14 protein-coding genes are annotated in these 15,569 nt (G+C 74.0%); 8 read left to right on the top strand and 6 right to left on the bottom strand.

Annotated elements, in window-relative coordinates:
• Positions 1-2: 2 nt before the first annotated feature.
• From K2F47_RS06610 to K2F47_RS06595, 4 genes are read left to right on the top strand one after another with little or no spacing between them, the layout of a single operon-like run.
• On the top strand, positions 3-626 hold the full coding sequence (locus tag K2F47_RS06610) for an RNA polymerase sigma factor (RefSeq protein WP_242901854.1): 624 nt from the start codon (positions 3-5) through the stop codon (positions 624-626).
• Entirely contained in the window at positions 623-1,333 is a 711-nt protein-coding gene (locus K2F47_RS06605; protein ID WP_242901852.1) for a hypothetical protein, read from the top strand. Before K2F47_RS06610 ends, K2F47_RS06605 begins: the two co-directional genes overlap by 4 nt.
• A 54-nt stretch (positions 1,334-1,387) precedes the next feature.
• A complete protein-coding gene (locus K2F47_RS06600) occupies positions 1,388-2,332 on the top strand; it encodes a bifunctional adenosylcobinamide kinase/adenosylcobinamide-phosphate guanylyltransferase (protein WP_242901851.1) in 945 nt (314 codons plus the stop codon).
• Positions 2,329-3,081, top strand: coding sequence for an adenosylcobinamide-GDP ribazoletransferase (locus tag K2F47_RS06595; protein ID WP_242901848.1), 753 nt, complete (start codon positions 2,329-2,331; stop codon positions 3,079-3,081). Before K2F47_RS06600 ends, K2F47_RS06595 begins: the two co-directional genes overlap by 4 nt.
• Here the strand turns inward: K2F47_RS06595 and K2F47_RS06590 are convergent.
• The 6 genes from K2F47_RS06590 to K2F47_RS06565 all read right to left on the bottom strand — a co-directional run bounded on the left by K2F47_RS06590 (position 3,065) and on the right by K2F47_RS06565 (position 9,850).
• Positions 3,065-5,788 carry a fumarate reductase/succinate dehydrogenase flavoprotein subunit gene (locus tag K2F47_RS06590; RefSeq protein ID WP_242901847.1) on the bottom strand — a complete coding sequence of 908 codons (2,724 nt, stop codon included), beginning with the start codon at positions 5,786-5,788 and terminating at the stop codon, positions 3,065-3,067. The genes K2F47_RS06595 and K2F47_RS06590 overlap by 17 nt on opposite strands.
• Complete coding sequence (locus tag K2F47_RS06585; RefSeq protein WP_242901845.1) at positions 5,788-6,549, bottom strand: ABC transporter ATP-binding protein; 762 nt, start codon at positions 6,547-6,549, stop codon at positions 5,788-5,790. Before K2F47_RS06585 ends, K2F47_RS06590 begins: the two co-directional genes overlap by 1 nt.
• Positions 6,546-7,322 (bottom strand): ABC transporter permease, encoded by a 777-nt coding sequence (locus K2F47_RS06580; RefSeq protein WP_242901844.1) that lies wholly within the window; start codon positions 7,320-7,322, stop codon positions 6,546-6,548. Before K2F47_RS06580 ends, K2F47_RS06585 begins: the two co-directional genes overlap by 4 nt.
• Entirely contained in the window at positions 7,319-8,740 is a 1,422-nt protein-coding gene (locus K2F47_RS06575) for an ABC transporter substrate-binding protein (protein ID WP_242901842.1), read from the bottom strand. Before K2F47_RS06575 ends, K2F47_RS06580 begins: the two co-directional genes overlap by 4 nt.
• Before the next feature lie 12 nt (positions 8,741-8,752).
• Positions 8,753-8,980 carry a 4Fe-4S dicluster domain-containing protein gene (locus K2F47_RS06570; protein ID WP_156219417.1) on the bottom strand — a complete coding sequence of 76 codons (228 nt, stop codon included), beginning with the start codon at positions 8,978-8,980 and terminating at the stop codon, positions 8,753-8,755.
• Between the two features lie 111 nt (positions 8,981-9,091).
• On the bottom strand, positions 9,092-9,850 hold the full coding sequence (locus tag K2F47_RS06565) for a GntR family transcriptional regulator (RefSeq protein WP_242901840.1): 759 nt from the start codon (positions 9,848-9,850) through the stop codon (positions 9,092-9,094).
• A 295-nt stretch (positions 9,851-10,145) separates the two neighbouring features.
• Here K2F47_RS06565 and K2F47_RS06560 point away from each other — a divergent pair, with 295 nt between their 5' ends.
• The 4 genes from K2F47_RS06560 to K2F47_RS06545 all read left to right on the top strand — a co-directional run bounded on the left by K2F47_RS06560 (position 10,146) and on the right by K2F47_RS06545 (position 15,510).
• Complete coding sequence (locus tag K2F47_RS06560; RefSeq protein WP_242901839.1) at positions 10,146-11,654, top strand: leucyl aminopeptidase; 1,509 nt, start codon at positions 10,146-10,148, stop codon at positions 11,652-11,654.
• A 132-nt stretch (positions 11,655-11,786) separates the two neighbouring features.
• Complete coding sequence (gene lpdA / locus K2F47_RS06555; RefSeq protein ID WP_242901838.1) at positions 11,787-13,181, top strand: dihydrolipoyl dehydrogenase; 1,395 nt, start codon at positions 11,787-11,789, stop codon at positions 13,179-13,181.
• Positions 13,182-13,218: 37 nt separating this feature from the next.
• Complete coding sequence (gene sucB, locus K2F47_RS06550) at positions 13,219-14,745, top strand: 2-oxoglutarate dehydrogenase, E2 component, dihydrolipoamide succinyltransferase (protein WP_242901836.1); 1,527 nt, start codon at positions 13,219-13,221, stop codon at positions 14,743-14,745.
• A 156-nt stretch (positions 14,746-14,901) separates the two neighbouring features.
• The gene (locus tag K2F47_RS06545; protein ID WP_242901834.1) at positions 14,902-15,510 is read left to right on the top strand and encodes a Uma2 family endonuclease; all 609 of its coding nucleotides are present in this window, start codon (positions 14,902-14,904) and stop codon (positions 15,508-15,510) included.
• Positions 15,511-15,569: the final 59 nt, after the last annotated feature.

Genomic DNA, 15,569 nt, shown 5'->3' with positions numbered 1-15,569 from the left:
GCATGAGATACGTGCCAACCGACCCGGACCCGACCGACGCCGAGCTGTGGCGGCGGGCCGTCGAGGGCGAGGCCGAGGGCTTCGGGGTGCTGTTCGACCGGCACTCCCGCGCCGTCTACAACCACTGCTTCCGCCGCGTCGGCGACTGGTCGGCCGCGGAGGAGCTGACCTCGGTCGTGTTCCTTGAGGCGTGGCGCCGCCGCGCCGAGGTGCGGCTGGACGGCGACTCGGCCCTGCCCTGGCTGCTCGGCGTGGCCGCCAACGTCGCGCGCAACCGCAACCGCGCGCGACGCCGGCACCGTGACGCGCTGGCCCGCGTCCCCGATCGTCCGGACGCGTCCGACCACGCCGACGACGTGGCGGAGCGGCTCGACGCCGAACGGGCGATGGCGCGGCTCCTGCGCCTGGTGAGGCGGCTCTCGCCGGACGACCAGGACGTCCTCGCCCTGTGCGCGGCGGACGGGCTCAGCTACGCGCAGGCGGCCGTCGCCCTGGGGGTGCCGGTGGGGACCGTGCGGTCGCGCCTGTCCAGAGCGAAGGCGCGGCTGCGGGAGCTGGCCGCGAAGGAACCCCACGCGCAGGGTGAACGCCTCTCGGCGCTCCAATCGACTCAGGAGGAACTGTGAACGAGTACTCGCCGCCCCGCGAGCGCGACATCGATCCCGCGGCCGTCGCGGTGCGGAGGCGGCACCTCGTCGAGGAGATCTCGCGGCCCGCCGGACGGCGCCGGATCGCCCGGCGCGGCCGCTGGATCGCGGGCACAGCCGCCGCGCTCGTCGTGGCGGGCGGCGGCGTCGCCGTCGCCGGGAGCCTGCTGGGCGACGGCGTGGAGCAGACTCTGGCCACCGGTTGCTACGCGCGCGCGGACCTGCAAGCCGACACGACCGCGATCGGGACCAGCACCCTCGATCCGATCGGCGAGTGCGCCGGGCTGTGGCGGGAGGGGGCGGTGGGCGAGGGCACGCGCACGGCGCCACCGCTCGTGGCCTGCGGCATGGGCAAGGCGGTCGGCGTCTTCCCCGGTGACTCCGGCGTGTGCCGGAGGCTCGGGCTGCGTCCGTGGCGTCCGCTCGCCGGGGCCGAGAAGGCCCGGGCCCAGGCGCTCGGCAGGCTCCAGAAGGAGCTCGTGGCCCGGTTCGGCGCCCGCTGCGTCTCCGAGCGGGCGTCGGTCACGTTCACCGAGGGGCGGCTCGCCGCCAACGGGCTGACGGGATGGCACGTGGTGACCGCCGAGTTCGGCCGCGTGCACGGGCGGGACGCGCGCTGCGCCGCCCTCGGCGGCATCGACCCGGGAACCCGGACCGTCACCGTGACAGGGGTGCCCGCCGAGTGAAGCCGGACCGGCCGGCGGCCTGCTTCCCCAGGCCACCGTAGTATTCGCGGCGTCATGGACATTGAGCTTCTCGACTTCGCGGGTCCCGGCGGCTGGCCCGCGGCCGGGTGCGGGTGCGCGTCCTGCAACCGGTTGCGCACCGCCGGGGTCTCGCACGGGCCGACGCGGGCCCTCATTGACGGCGTTCCGCTGGAGGACTGCGCTCGCGTCTCCGTGGTCGGGGGCCATGACGTCACCGGGCCGGACGGTGGACGGGCATTGGTGTCGTCCGGGCCCGGAGCCAAGCCTGAGCCGGGCGCGGGAGTGGCGTACGACGCCGTCCTGCTGGACCTGGTGGGGTCTCCCGAGCATCTGGGACGGCTGCGGAGGGCGGAAGCCGTCACGTCCGGGACCGAGGTGCTGGCCGTCCATGTCGACCACCGGATTCGTTCGGTGGACGAGTTGGAGCGGCGGATGGCGTTCTGGCGGCGTCCGGCGGGCGGGCCCCACCGGACGCTGCTGCTGGGCGGCGCGCGGTCGGGGAAGTCGGCCGAGGCGGAGCTGCGGCTGGCCGCGTGCCCGGACGTGACCTACGTGGCGACCGGCGTGGTCCGCGCGGACGACCCGGAGTGGACGGCGCGCATCGAGGCGCACCGGCTGCGGCGTCCGGCATGGTGGCGGACGGTCGAGACGTCCGACCTCGGCGGTGTCCTCGGGGAGGCCGAGGGGGCGGTGCTCGTGGACGGCATCGGCTCCTGGCTGGCGGCCGTGTTCGACGAGGAAGCGGCGTGGGACGAACCGGACCGCGTCCAGCCGCGCGTCGACGGGCTCGTCGACGCCTGGCGGAGCACGAGGGCCCGTGTCGTGGCGGTGAGCGACGAGGTCGGCCTGTCGGTGGTGCCCGCGACGCGGTCGGGACGGGCGTTCCGCGACGCCCTCGGCCGGCTCAACCAGCGGCTCGCCGCCGAGTCCGAGGAGGCCGCGCTGGTGGTGGCGGGCCGCGTCGCGGAGCTGCCGTGATCGCGGGGCTGCGGCTGGCCGTCACGCTCCTGACCGTCGTGCCGCTGCCGATGCGGAACGTCGACCGGGCCACGGCGAGGGCGGCGATGCTGACCGCGCCCGCCGTGGGGCTGGTCACCGGCGGCGGCGCGGCGCTGGTGCTGGTCGCGGGCGACGCGGCGGGACTGTCGCCGCTGCTGCGCGCGGCGCTCGCGGTGGCGGCGACGGCCGTGCTCACGCGGGCCCTGCACCTCGACGGGCTCGCCGACCTGGCCGACGGGCTCGGCAGCGGCCGTCCCGCCGCCGAGGCCCTGGCGATCATGAAGCGGTCCGACATCGGGCCGTTCGGGGTCGTCACGCTGATGCTGGCGCTGCTCGTCCAGGTGGCGGCGCTCGCGTCCGCGCCGCATGCCGCCGTGGCCGTGGTCGTCGGCGCCGTGGCCGGGCGTGCGGCGCTGCCGTGGGCATGCCGGGACGCCGTTCCGGCGGCGCGGCCGGGCGGGCTGGGCTCGCTGGTCGCGGGCACGGTCTCGACGCGGAACGCGCTGCTGGTGACGGCCGTCGTCGTGCTGGGCGCGGGCGCCGCCGGGGCGGCCGCGAACGGGCTCGGCGGCGCCCTGCACACCGCCGCCGCCGTCCTGGTGGGGCTGGCGGCGGCGATGCTGCTGCTGCGGCACGCCGTCCGGCGGCTGGGCGGGGTCACCGGCGACGTCCTCGGCGCGCTGGTCGAGATCGCCGGGACCGCCGCCCTGGTCACGCTCGCACGGTGACGGCCCGGCGGGCGTAGGCGCGGACGTCGGCGTCCGGGTCGGTCTGGGCGCGGTCCAGCGCGGCGGCCACCTCCGGCGTGGCGGGGACGGCGGACAGCGCGATCACGGCGGCCTTGCGGACGTCGAGGTGCGGGTCGTCCAGCGCCTTGATCAGCGGCCCCGACGCCACCTCGGGGTCGGCGGCGGCCAGGCCGCGCGCGGCGCCCGTCCTGACCTGCCAGGCGGGGTCTCGCAGCGCGTCCACGGCGGCGGCGGCGAGCGGCGGCGGGCAGCCGATCCCGGCGAGCGCCTCCAATGCGGCCGCCCTGACCAGGTCGTCGCGGTCGCCGAGCAGCGCGCCCAGGGCGGCCGCCGAGGAGGCGGCGCCGATCGTGCCGAGGCCGTGCGCGACCGCGACCCGCACCTCGCGGGACGCGTCGCCGGAGGCCGCCGCCACCCGGTCGGCGGCGTCGTGGGCGACCAGGCCCCGCACGGCCTGGAGGCGGACGCGGTGGTCGGGGTCGCCGAGCGCGCCGCCGTACACCGCCGGGGAGCCGAGCCGCAGCGCCCGCAGCACGTCCAGGACGGCCGCGCGGACCTGCGCGTCGTCGCTGCCGAGCGCGCCGGACAGCGCGTCCCGCACCTCGGGGGTCGCGGGCAGCACCTCGACCAGCTCGCGCAGCGCGGTCGCGGCGGCGTGCCGGACGGACCCGTGCCCGTCCCCGAGCGCGGAGGCGAGGGCGCCGGCGACGCCGTCCGGGGCGACCTCGGTGAGGGTGGCGACGGCGGCGCGGCGGACCTTCGGGTCCGGGTCGTCCAGGTAGGGGGTGATCTCCTCGACGGGCGGCTCGGTCTCGGCGAGCCGCTGGAGCTCCAGCAGGTGCGGGGACCGCCCGATGGCCGTCGCCTGCCGCGTCGTGGCCGTGCCCGGGACCGAAGTGTGCGCGGTCGAGCGCGGCGCCTCCGGGGTCAGGACGACGACGGGCGTGCCCTCGGGGGGGACCGTGAACTCCTCCACCGGCACCAGGTAGGGCGCGACCGGGCGCTTGAGGAACTCCATCGTCCCGTCGTCGCGGCGGCGCAGGTCGAGGTGGTACATCCAGGACGCGTCGTCGCGCTCGGGCAGGTCGGCGCGGTCGTGGTAGAGGCCCCAGCGGCTCTCGGTGCGGGCCAGCGACGAGCGCGCCGCCATCTCCGCGCAGTCCCGGATGAACGTGACCTCGGCGCAGCGCATCAGCTCGTGCGGCGTCGTCGCGCCCATCTCGGCGATCTCGCCCTCCATCCGGGCGAAGGTCTCGACCGCGATGTCGAGCTTGGCCTGCGTCTTCGGCGGCGCGACGTAGTCGTTGACGAACCGGCGGAGCTTGTACTCGACCTGCGGCTGCGGCGGGCCGTCCGGGTGGCGCAGCGGGCGGTAGATCAGCTCGTGCGCCGCCGCGATCTGGTCCTCCGGCAGCGCGGCCAACCCTTCGCCGTAGGTGGAGTACGCGGAGGCGTGCGCGCCCGCCAGGTCCCCGAACACGAACGCGCCGATCATGTAGTTGTGCGGGACGCAGGCCAGGTCGCCCGCCGCGTACAGGCCGGGGACGGTGGTGCGGGCGTTCTCGTCCACCCGGACGCCCGACGCCGAGTGGCCGCCGCACAGCCCGATCTCGGAGATGTGCATCTCCACGTCGTGCGTGCGGTAGTCGTGGCCGCGCCCGGAGTGGAACGTGCCGCGCGTCGGCCGCTCGGTGGTGTGCAGGATGCTTTCGAGCGCCGTCAGCGTCTCGTCCGGCAGGTGGGTGAGCTTGAGGTAGATGGGCCCGCGCGCGGAGTCGATCTCGCGCTTGACCTCCGCCATCATCTGCCCGGACCAGTAGTCGCAGTCGACGAACCGGGTGCCCTCGGCGTTCACCTGGTAGCCGCCGAACGGGTTGGCGACGTAGGCGCAGGCGGGCCCGTTGTAGTCCTTGATGAGCGGGTTGATCTGGAAGCACTCGATGCCGCTCAGCTCGGCGCCCGCGTGGTAGGCCATCGCGTAGCCGTCCCCGGCGTTGGTGGGGTTCTCGTACGTCCCGTAGAGGTAGCCGGACGCGGGCAGCCCGAGCCGCCCGGCCGCGCCGGTCGCGAGGATGACGGCGTTCGCCGAGACCGTGACGAACTCGCCGGTGCGGGTGTCGAAGCCCACCGCCCCGACCGCCCGCCCGCCGGAGGTGAGGACGCGCACCGGCATGACGCGGTTCTCGATCTGGACCTTCTCCCGGATCGAGCGCTGCCGCAGCACCCGGTACAGCACCTTCTTGACGTCCTTGCCCTCCGGCATCGGCAACACATACGACCCGGACCGGTGGACGCGCCGCACCGCGTACTCGCCGTGCTCGTCCTTCTCGAACTTCACGCCGTAGCGCTCCAGGCGCTTGACCATCGCGAACCCGCGCGTCGCCGTCTGGTGGACGGTCCGCTGGTCGACGATGCCGTCGTTGGCGCGGGTGATCTCGGCGACGTAGTCCTCGGGGGTGGCCTTGCCGGGGATGACCGCGTTGTTCACGCCGTCCATGCCCATCGCGAGCGCGCCCGAGTGCCGGACGTGCGCCTTCTCCATCAGCAGCACCGACGATCCGTGCTCGGCCGCGGTGATCGCGGCCATCGTCCCGGCGGTGCCGCCGCCGATGACCAGCACGTCGCAGCTCAGCTCGCGCCGCTCGGCCACGGGGGGAATCTCCATCGGCACGGACGGAGTCTCCATCAGACCGCCTCCCTTTCCTCGACGCGCGTTTCCGGCCGCGCGTCCTGTACGACTTCCGGTGTGGCGCCGAGCGCCGCGAGCAGCACGTCGCGGGACGCGGGGACGGGGAACTCCGCCGTCACGCCGTCCGCGCCGAGCACCACGATCCGGTGCCCGAGCAGCAGCGCCTCGTCCACGTCGTGGGTGACGAACACGACGGTGGCGGGCGCGTCGGCGAGGACGTCCAGCAGCAGCCGCTGCATGCTCGCGCGGGTCTGCGCGTCCAGGGCGCCGAACGGCTCGTCCATGAGGATCGCGCGCGGACCGGCCGCGAGCGTGCGGGCGAGCTGGACGCGCTGGCGCATCCCGCCCGACAGCTCGCGCGGCAGCCGGTCGGCGGCGTCGCCGAGCCCGACCCGGTCCAGCCAGCGCGCCGCCGTCGCGCGGCGCTCCCGGCGTTTGACGCCGCGCAGCGACAGGGCCAGCTCGACGTTGCGGCGCGCCGTGCGCCAGGGCAGCAGCGCGTCGTCCTGGAAGACGAGCGCGCGGTCGGCGGACGTGCCGGTGACGGGCTCCCCGCCCGCGAGGACGCGTCCGGACGCGGCGGGCAGCAGCCCCGCGAACGCCCGCAGCAGCGTCGACTTGCCGCATCCCGACGGCCCGAGCACGACGAGGATCTCCCCCGCCGCCACCGCCAGGTTCAGCCCGGACACGACGGCCCGGCCGCCGTAGCCGAGCGTCACCCCCTCGGCCCGCAGGGACAGCGCCCCGGTCCCGCTCATGAGCGTTCCTCCCTCGGCAGCCACCGGGTCAGCCTGCGGCCCGCGACCTCCACGGCGGCGGAGGTGAGCCAGCCGAGGAGCCCGATGGTGGCCATCCCGACGAGCACGCCGGGGTAGTCGACGATCGTGTACGCCTGCCAGGTGCGGTAGCCGACGCCGAAGTCGCCGGAGATCATCTCGGCGGAGATCACGCAGATCCACGCCACGCCCATCCCGATCGACAGGCCCCCGAACACGCCCGGCAGCACCCCGGGCAGGACGACGCGCGCCAGCACCCGCCAGCGGCCCGCGCCGAGCGTCCGCACCGCGTCCTCCCAGACGACCGGGAGCGCCTTCACCGCGTGCCGGGTGCTGACCAGGACGGGGAAGAACGCGGCGGCGAACGTGATGAAGACGATCCCCTGCTCGTTCGCCGGGAACAGCAGGATCGCGACCGGCACCAGCGCGATCGCCGGGATCGGCCGCGCCACCTCGAACAGCGGCTGGAGCAGGTCGCCCGCCCAGCGCGACCGGGCGGTCGCGACGCCGAGGACGACGCCGAGCACGGCCGCCAGCACGAACCCGGTGAGGATGCGGACGAGGCTCTGCGCGATGTCCTGCCAGAACTGGGCCTCCTCGACCTGGCGTCCGAACTCGCGCAGGACGTCCATCGGGCCGGGGAAGCGGTCGAAGCGCACCCAGAACCGGACGTTCGCGGCGGTGAGCAGCTGCCAGGCCAGCAGCGCTGCCGCGAGCGACGCCGCCCGCACCGGCCACCGCAGGACCCCGGTCATGCGCGCTTCACCGCCTCGTCGTAGGTCACGACCTTGGCGCCCGTGTGCGCGGACACGTACTTCTGCGCGCCCTCCTGCGTCGCGAACGGCTTGAACCGCTTGGCGGCGCCGGCCGACGGATCCTCGACCCAGACGTCCTTGTCGGCGAACCAGCGCGTCCCGGCGGCGGTGTCGGGGATGTAGACGGCGCGGATCTGCTTGCCCTGCCCCTGCAACGCCTTCACGTTCCGCAGCAGGCAGACCGGGTCGGCGACGGGACGCGTCCGGGGCTCACCCTTCACCCACACCTCGCCCGCCGTGGCGGCGTCGCCCACCTTCGCCTTGCACACCTCGTCCGTGCCGGTGATGGCGGCGGGGTTGGCGGTGGAGGCGGCCTTCCCGTCGTAGGACGAGCCGACGACCTTCCTGATGTAGGAGTCGTTGACGAACGGGTCCACCTTGAGCGGCGTCTGGATGACCCCGATCGACTTCAGGAACGGGACGTCCTGGACGAACGCGTCCCGCAGCGGCTTCTTGATCGTCGGGTCGAACGTCGCCACCCCGCCCGCGCCGTTGTAGAGGTAGACGGTCTCCACCGGCAGCCCCGTGGCCGACGCCACCGACTCCGCCGCCTCCACGGGGTGCGTGTGCAGGTAGTTCGTCGCGTCGATCTGCGCCTGGAGGAACGCCCGCAGGATCTTCTCGTTCTCCTGGGCGTACTGCTTGCGGACGACCACGCCGTGGAACGTCGGCACGCCCAGCTGGCCGCCGTCGTAGAGCAGCCTGGCCTCGCCCCGGTTCACCAGCAGCCCCGGCCACGCCACGAACTGCGCGAACGCCGCCGCGTGCCCCGACTGGAGCGCCGACGCGCCGACCGTGGGCTGTTGGTTCTCGACCTTGACGTCCTTGGCCGGGTCGAGCCCGTACCGCCGCGCCGCCTGGACGAACGTCCCGTGCCCGGCGGAGCCGACGCTCGCCGACACCGTCTTGCCCTTCAGGTCGCGCAGCGTCTTCGCGTCGGAGTCGTTCGCGACGACCACGCCGTTCAGCGACCCGCGCAGGTTGTAGCCGGTCACCGACACCCACTCGGTCGCCGCGTCGCCGCCCTGCGCCTGCGACCGCGAGCCGTTGATCAGCAGCGGGTAGTCGCCCATCGAGCCGATGTCGATCTTCCCGGCGAGCATCTGCGCGGTGATCGGCGCGCCCGTGTCGTAGTCGCGCCACACGACGGAGTGCCTGTCTCCGCCGAGCTCCTTGAGGCGCTTCTCGAAGTAGCCCTGCGAGCGCAGCAGCGTGCCCGCGGTGACGGTGTTGATGGTCTTGGACTGGTAGCCCACGACGATCTGGCCCGAGCCTCCCCCGCCCGAGGCGTTCCCCGCCACGGTGCACCCGGCCAGCAACGGAACCACGGCGGCACCGGCCGCCAGCACTCTCTTCATCGGATGAATCCCTCAGCGCAGCAGATAGGGCATGTTCACGGTCACGGCCCCGGTCGGACACCGGTCGGCGCACGGGCCGCAGTACCAGCACTCGTCCACGTGCATGTACGCCTTGCCGGTCTCGGGATGGACGGCGAGCGCGTCCAGGGGGCAGACGTCGATGCACAACGTGCAGCCGTCGATGCAGAGCGCCTCGTCCACGGTCACGGGGACGTCGGCACGGTTCGCCACGAGGGACATGCGTTTCTCCAGGGATCTGCGGGCATGCGGAGGACACCGCGCGGCGCCGCGCGGGTCAGGGTGACGAGGGCAGGGTGACGGGGCCAGGGTGAAGGGGTCAGGGTGAAGGGGTCAGGAGCGGTTCATGGAGCCGCTCATGGTGATGCGGTCGCCGCGGAACCGGATGAACTCCAGGTCGACCGGGCGGCCGTCCGCGAGGTGGGTGAGGCGCTCGACCATGAGCAGGGCGGTGCCGCGCGGGGCGTCGAGGGTCGCGGCGGAGTGCGGATCGGCGTTGACTGCCTCCAGCGTGACCTCGGCCCGGCCGAGCGGCTGCCCGGCGATCCGTTCGAGCAGGACGAAGATGTCGTTGTGCGCCAGGTCCTCGCCGAGCAGCGGCTCGCCGAGGTCGCGGGCGAGGTAGGTCAGGTCGAGCGAGAGCGGCAGCCCGTTCAGCCGCCGGATCCGCTCGACGTAGACGACGGGCTCGCCCTCGGGCAGCCGCAGCCGCGAGGAGATCTCCCGGGACGGCGTGATCAGCCCGGTCGTGCGGACCTCGTTGGTCACCTCCCCGTGCTCGCGCAGCGTCTCGGCCAGCCCGAGCAGCCGCTCCAGCCCGTGCGGGTACTTCTCGGCGACCGCGAGCGTGCCGACGCCCGGACAGCGCTCGACCAGGCCCTCGGCGCGCAGCAGGTCCAGCGCGTCCCGGACGGTGTTGCGGGACGTGCCGAACTCCCGGACGAGATCGGCCTCGGCGGGCAGCGCGCCGCTGCGGAACTCCCCGTACAGCACCTGGCGGCGCAGCACGTCGGCCACCTGCCGCGCCCGGTCGGCGCGCAGCCGCCGGGCGTCCGACAGCGTCAGCGCCTCGGCCGCCGCTCCCCTGGTCACGGAGTCTCTCCTGGTCACGCAGCTAAACCTACTAAATCAATCGGAATAGGTGAATAGAGGTCCGGCTACGCCACCCGGACCCGCCGCCGCACCCCCTGTGACCTGCGGCTCGTCCCGTGACCAGCGGCGTTCCGCCACCCCGCCGCGGCCCTCCTGCCGCCCTTTCGCCTCGCGGACCGGCTCCGGGGCGCGGGCGGAGGGCCGGATGGAGCGGTCCTCCACGGTGCGTTCCGGGAGGGTAAGGCTTGATCCAAAAGGGCGAAACCGGTCACCGGGAGGACTACCATCGTGCTACGTGACGAGCATCAGCCTTGACAGCGCGACCCCGGCCAATCTCGACGTCGACGCGATCGTGATCGGCGTCTCCCCAGCCGAGGCCGGGGCCGTCCCGACCGCCGGCTCCGCGCCCTTCCTCCAGGACCTCGACCAGGCCCTCGGCGGACGGCTCGCGGACGCGCTGCGCGCACTCGGCGCCACCGGCAAGGCCGGCGAGGTCGTCAAGCTCCCGACCCTCGGCGCCGTCCCCGCCCCGGTCGTCCTGGCCGCGGGCCTGGGCGAGAGCCCCACCGACGAAGACCTCCGCCGCGCGGCGGGCGCCGCCCTGCGCGCGCTCGCCGGCTCCGCCCGGGTCGCCGTCGCCCTGCCCGCCGCCTCCGCCGGCGAGGTCGAGAGCGTCGCGCTCGGCGCCCTGCTCGGCACCTACACCTTCGACAGCTTCCGCACCGGCGAGGGGCGCAGGAGCCCGGTCGAGGACGTCCGCCTGGCCGGCCCCGCCGCGGGCCCGGGCGGCGACGGCACCGACGCGGCGGTGGAGCGGGCCCGCGTCCTCGCCGCCTCGGTCAACCTCGTCCGCGACCTCGTCAACACGCCGCCGTCCCACCTGCCGCCCGAGGAGCTGGCCCACGAGGCCGAGCGGGTGGCCGCCGAGACCGGCCTCGCCGTCGAGGTCCTCGACGAGAAGGCCCTGGTGGACGGTGGGTACGGCGGCATCGCGGGCGTCGGGCAGGGCTCGGTCAACCCGCCGCGCCTGGTCCGGCTCGCCTACACCCACCCCGAGGCGTCCAAGACCCTCGCGCTGGTCGGCAAGGGCATCACGTTCGACTCGGGCGGCCTGTCGCTCAAGCCGGCCGACTCCATGGACTGGATGAAGTCCGACATGGGCGGCGCGGGCGCGGTGCTCGGCGCGCTGGCCGCGATCGCCAGGCTCGGGACGAAGGTGAACGTCGTCGGCTACCTGGCGATCGCCGAGAACATGCCGAGCGGCACCGCCCAGCGCCCCTCCGACGTGCTGCGCATCTACGGCGGCAAGACCGTCGAGGTCCTCAACACCGACGCCGAGGGCCGCCTCGTGCTGGCCGACGCGCTCGTCCGCGCCGGTGAGGACGACCCCGACCTGATCGTGGACGTCGCGACGCTGACCGGCGCCCAGCTGGTCGCGCTCGGCACCCGCACCAGCGGGGTCATGGCCAACGACGACGACGTCCGTGAGAAGGTTGTGGCGGCGGCCGGACGCGCCGGGGAGGCGGCCTGGGGCATGCCGCTGCCAGCCGACCTGCGCAAGGGCCTGGACTCCGCCGTCGCCGACATCGCCAACATCAGCGGCGAGCGCTGGGGCGGCATGCTGGTGGCCGGGGTCTTCCTCAAGGAGTTCGTGCCGGACGGCGTCAGGTGGGCCCACCTCGACATCGCCGGCCCGTCCTTCCACAAGGGCGAGCCCTACGGGTACACCCCCAAGGGCGGCACCGGCGCGGCGACGCGGACCCTCGTCCAGATCGCCGAGGACCTCGCCGGAGGCGCTCTGTAGGGGCCGCCCGAACCACCGGCGTGACAAACGAATAGGTTTTTCTCGTGGCGGTGGGGGCCCGGACGCCCGAGCTCCCGCCCCGCCAGAGGCGCCGCGGCCCACGCGGCGTCAGATCGGGAAAGGGAGCGTCCAGTGGCCAACAGCGGCCCCTTCGACATCGTCGTCCTGGGTGCCGGCAGCGGCGGATACGCGTGCGCGCTGCGCGCCGCCGAGCTCGGCAAGTCCGTCGCCCTCGTCGAGCGGGACGAAACGCTCGGCGGCACCTGCCTCAACCGCGGCTGCATCCCCACAAAGGCGCTGCTGCACGCCGCCGAGATCGCCGACCAGTCCCGCGAGGCGGCGAAGTTCGGCGTGAAGGCGACGTTCGAGGGCATCGACGTCGCCGGTGTGAACGCCTACAAGGACAGGGTCGTCTCGACGACCGTCAAGGGCCTCACCGGGCTCATCAAGTCCAAGGGCATCGAGGTCGTGCACGGCACCGGCCGGCTGACCGGCGCCACCACCGTCGAGGTCACCGCGACCGACGGGCAGGTCAGGACGCTGGAGGGCGGCCACATCGTCCTCGGCACCGGGTCGGCCCCGAAGTCGCTGCCGGGCCTGGAGATCGACGGCGAGCGCGTCATCTCCAGCGACCACGCGCTGCGGCTGGAGCACGTCCCCGGCTCCGTCGTCATCCTCGGCGGAGGCGTGATCGGCGTCGAGTTCGCCAGCGTGTGGCGCTCGTTCGGCGCCGAGGTGACGATCGTCGAGGCGCTGCCGCACCTGCTGCCGCTGGAGGAGGAGTCCAGCTCCAAGCGGCTGGAGCGGGCCTTCCGCAAGCGCGGCATCAAGTTCGAGGTCGGCACCCGCTTCGAGAGCGCGAAGACCACCCAGGGCGGCGTGTCGGTCACCCTGGAGGGCGGCAAGAACATCGACGCCGAGATCCTGCTCGTCGCCGTCGGCCGGGGACCGGTCTCCGACGGGATCGGGCTGGCCGAGGCGGGCGTGGAGACCGAGCGCGGGTTCGTGAAGGTCGACGAGCTGTGCCGGACGAGCGTCCCCACGATCTCGGCGGTCGGCGACCTGATCCCGACGCCGCAGCTGGCCCATGTCGGCTTCGCCGAGGGCATCCTCGTCGCCGAGCGGCTCGCCGGGCTCACCCCGCCGCCGATCGACTACGACGGCGTGCCGCGCATCACCTACTCCGACCCCGAGGTCGCGTCGGTGGGCATCACCACCGCCACCGCCCGGGAGCGCGGGCATGAGGTCAAGGAGGTCACCTACGACCTCGCCGGCAACCCCAAGAGCAAGATCCTGGGGACGCAGGGCGAGGTGAAGGTGATCGCCGCCGTGGACGGCCCGGTCCTTGGCCTGCACATGGTCGGCGCACGCGTCGGCGAGCTGATCGCGGAGGGTCAGCTCATCTACAACTGGGAGGCCCTGCCAGGCGAGGTCGCCCAGCTGATCCACCCCCACCCGACCCAGTCCGAGGCGGTCGGCGAGGCGCATCTGGCGCTCGCCGGCAAGCCATTGCACGTGCACGGCTGAACGCCGCGCGTATTTCTCGAAGGAGTCGCTGAGAGCCATGCCGGTCTCCGTCACTATGCCCCAGCTCGGCGAGAGCGTCACCGAGGGCACCGTCACCCGCTGGTTGAAGAAGGAGGGTGAGCGCGTCGAGACCGACGAGCCGCTTCTCGAAGTGTCGACCGACAAGGTCGACACCGAGATCCCTTCGCCCGCATCCGGCGTCCTGACCAGCATCACCGTCGCCGAGGACGAGACGGTGGAGGTCGGAGCCGAGCTCGCGATCATCGGGGACGAGGGCGCCGCGCCGGCCGGCGGCGACGCCCCGGCCGCGCAGGAGGCGCCCGAGCAGGAGGCCCCCGAGCAGGAGGCCCCTGCGCAGCAGGCGCAGGAGGCTCCCGCCCAGGAGGCCCCAGCGCAGCAGGCACCCGCGCCGCAGGCCCCGCCGCCCGCCGCGTGGCCGCCGCCCGCGCAGCAGCAGCCCACGGCCCCGCCCGCCCCGGCTCCGACGGCCCAGGCCCCGGCGGCGCCCGCTCCGGCTCCCGCGTCCCAGCAGCAGCCCGCCGCCCCGGCCGCGCCCGCTCCGGCGGCGCCGTCCGGTGACGGCCCGTACGTGACGCCGCTCGTCCGCAAGCTCGCCACCGAGCACGACGTCGACCTGGGGGCGCTGAAGGGCACCGGCGTCGGCGGCCGGATCCGCAAGCAGGACGTCCTGGAGGCCGCCCGCGCCGCCCAGGCCGCCCGGCAGGCCGCGCCCGCCCCGGCTCCGGCTCCGGCGGCCCCGGCCGCCGCTCCCGCCGCCGCCCAGGCCCCGGCCGGACGCCACGCCGCCCCGGCGGGCGCGCCCGCCGAGCAGCTCGCGCTGCGCGGCCGCACCGAGAAGATGACCCGGATCCGGCAGACGATCGCCCGCCGCATGGTGGAGTCGCTCCAGGTCTCGGCGCAGCTCACCACCGTGGTCGAGGTCGACATCACCAAGATCGCGCGGCTGCGGGAGCGGGCCAAGGCCGACTTCCAGGCCCGCGAGGGCGTGAAGCTGTCGTTCCTGCCGTTCTTCGCGCTCGCGGCGGTCGAGGCGCTCAAGGCGCACCCGAAGGTCAACGCCGTCATCGACAGCGAGACCAACGAGGTCACCTACCACGACGTCGAGAACCTCGGCATGGCCGTGGACGTGCCCGAGCGGGGCCTGATGGTCCCGGTCGTGCACAACGCGGGGCAGCTCAACCTCGGCGGCCTCGCGCAGCGCATCGCCGACCTCGCCGAGCGCACCCGCACCAACAAGGTGAGCCCGGACGAGCTGTCGGGCGGCACGTTCACGCTGACCAACACCGGCAGCCGGGGCGCGCTGTTCGACACCCCGATCCTCAACCAGCCGCAGGTCGGCATGCTCGGCACCGGCGCCGTCGTCAAGCGCCCCGCCGTCATCGACGACCCCGACCTCGGCGAGGTCATCGCGGTCCGCTCGATCGTCTACCTGGCCCTCACCTACGACCACCGCCTGATCGACGGCGCGGACGCCGCCCGCTTCCTCGGCACGATCAAGCACCGCCTGGAGGAGGGCAACTTCGAGGCCGACCTCGGCCTCTGACGCGGCCAAGCCACCGGCTCCGGAGCACCATCGGGACCCCGCCGCCCACCGGGCGGCGGGGTCCCACCCGTATGGGGTGCATCCGCACCCGCTGATCAGGCATGCTAGGCAGCAGTCCACTAAGTATCCGGCCACGGTCACCTGGAGCTGATCACGATGAGTGAGCGCGCGCTTTCTCTCGGAAATCAGGACAACGGCGTTCTGGACCTGCGAAGCTTCGCGGACCAGCTTCTGGAGACCACCAGGGTCGAGTACGTGGACGAGGGAGTTCTGCTGGTCATGACGCCCCCCGGCTTCGAGCACGGCATGATCGTGAGATCGATCGTCCGTGTGATGGCGATCGCCTACCACACCGCCCTGACGTCCGTGGACTGGGTCGTGCGGGCGGGGGACTTCCAGTGGGACCTTCCGGACCAGTCGGGTCGCTTCTACGTCCCCGACGTCGTCGTCACGCTGCCGGAGGCCCGTGACACGGCCGAGCAGCGGGAGGGCATCTCGCTCGTCGTCGAGGTCACCTCCCCCAAGTCGCCCGACACGGTCCTCAACGACCGCCGGACCAAGCCCGTCCAGTACGCCAAGGCCGGGATCCCGCTCTACCTGCTGGTCGACCAGGAGCGGGGAACCTGGACGCTGCACGCGCTCGCCGACGGCTGGGCCCGCTACCAGGTCGCCGCCGAAGGCGCCTACGGCGAGAAGATCCACCTGCCCGAGCCGTTCCACTTCGACCTCACGACCGACGACTGGCCCAAGTACGAGCTGCGCTGACCCGATACGGTCCGTACACGGGACCACAAGGCCGGGCGGGCCCCGGCGGGTCCGGGGAA

The sequence above is a fragment of the Actinomadura terrae genome (assembly GCF_022751215.1).
Classification (GTDB): domain Bacteria; phylum Actinomycetota; class Actinomycetes; order Streptosporangiales; family Streptosporangiaceae; genus Spirillospora; species Spirillospora terrae.
This window is presented reverse-complemented; position numbering and strand designations above follow the sequence as displayed.

Coding starts and splice junctions, on each gene's coding strand:
- K2F47_RS06610 (WP_242901854.1), top strand. CDS start 3: ATGAGATACGTGCCAACCGACCCGGACCCGACCGACGCCGAGCTGTGG.
- K2F47_RS06600 (WP_242901851.1), top strand. CDS start 1,388: ATGGACATTGAGCTTCTCGACTTCGCGGGTCCCGGCGGCTGGCCCGCG.
- K2F47_RS06590 (WP_242901847.1), bottom strand. CDS start 5,788: ATGGAGACTCCGTCCGTGCCGATGGAGATTCCCCCCGTGGCCGAGCGG.
- K2F47_RS06585 (WP_242901845.1), bottom strand. CDS start 6,549: ATGAGCGGGACCGGGGCGCTGTCCCTGCGGGCCGAGGGGGTGACGCTC.
- K2F47_RS06580 (WP_242901844.1), bottom strand. CDS start 7,322: ATGACCGGGGTCCTGCGGTGGCCGGTGCGGGCGGCGTCGCTCGCGGCA.
- K2F47_RS06575 (WP_242901842.1), bottom strand. CDS start 8,740: ATGAAGAGAGTGCTGGCGGCCGGTGCCGCCGTGGTTCCGTTGCTGGCC.
- K2F47_RS06570 (WP_156219417.1), bottom strand. CDS start 8,980: ATGTCCCTCGTGGCGAACCGTGCCGACGTCCCCGTGACCGTGGACGAG.
- sucB (WP_242901836.1), top strand. CDS start 13,219: ATGCCGGTCTCCGTCACTATGCCCCAGCTCGGCGAGAGCGTCACCGAG.
- K2F47_RS06545 (WP_242901834.1), top strand. CDS start 14,902: ATGAGTGAGCGCGCGCTTTCTCTCGGAAATCAGGACAACGGCGTTCTG.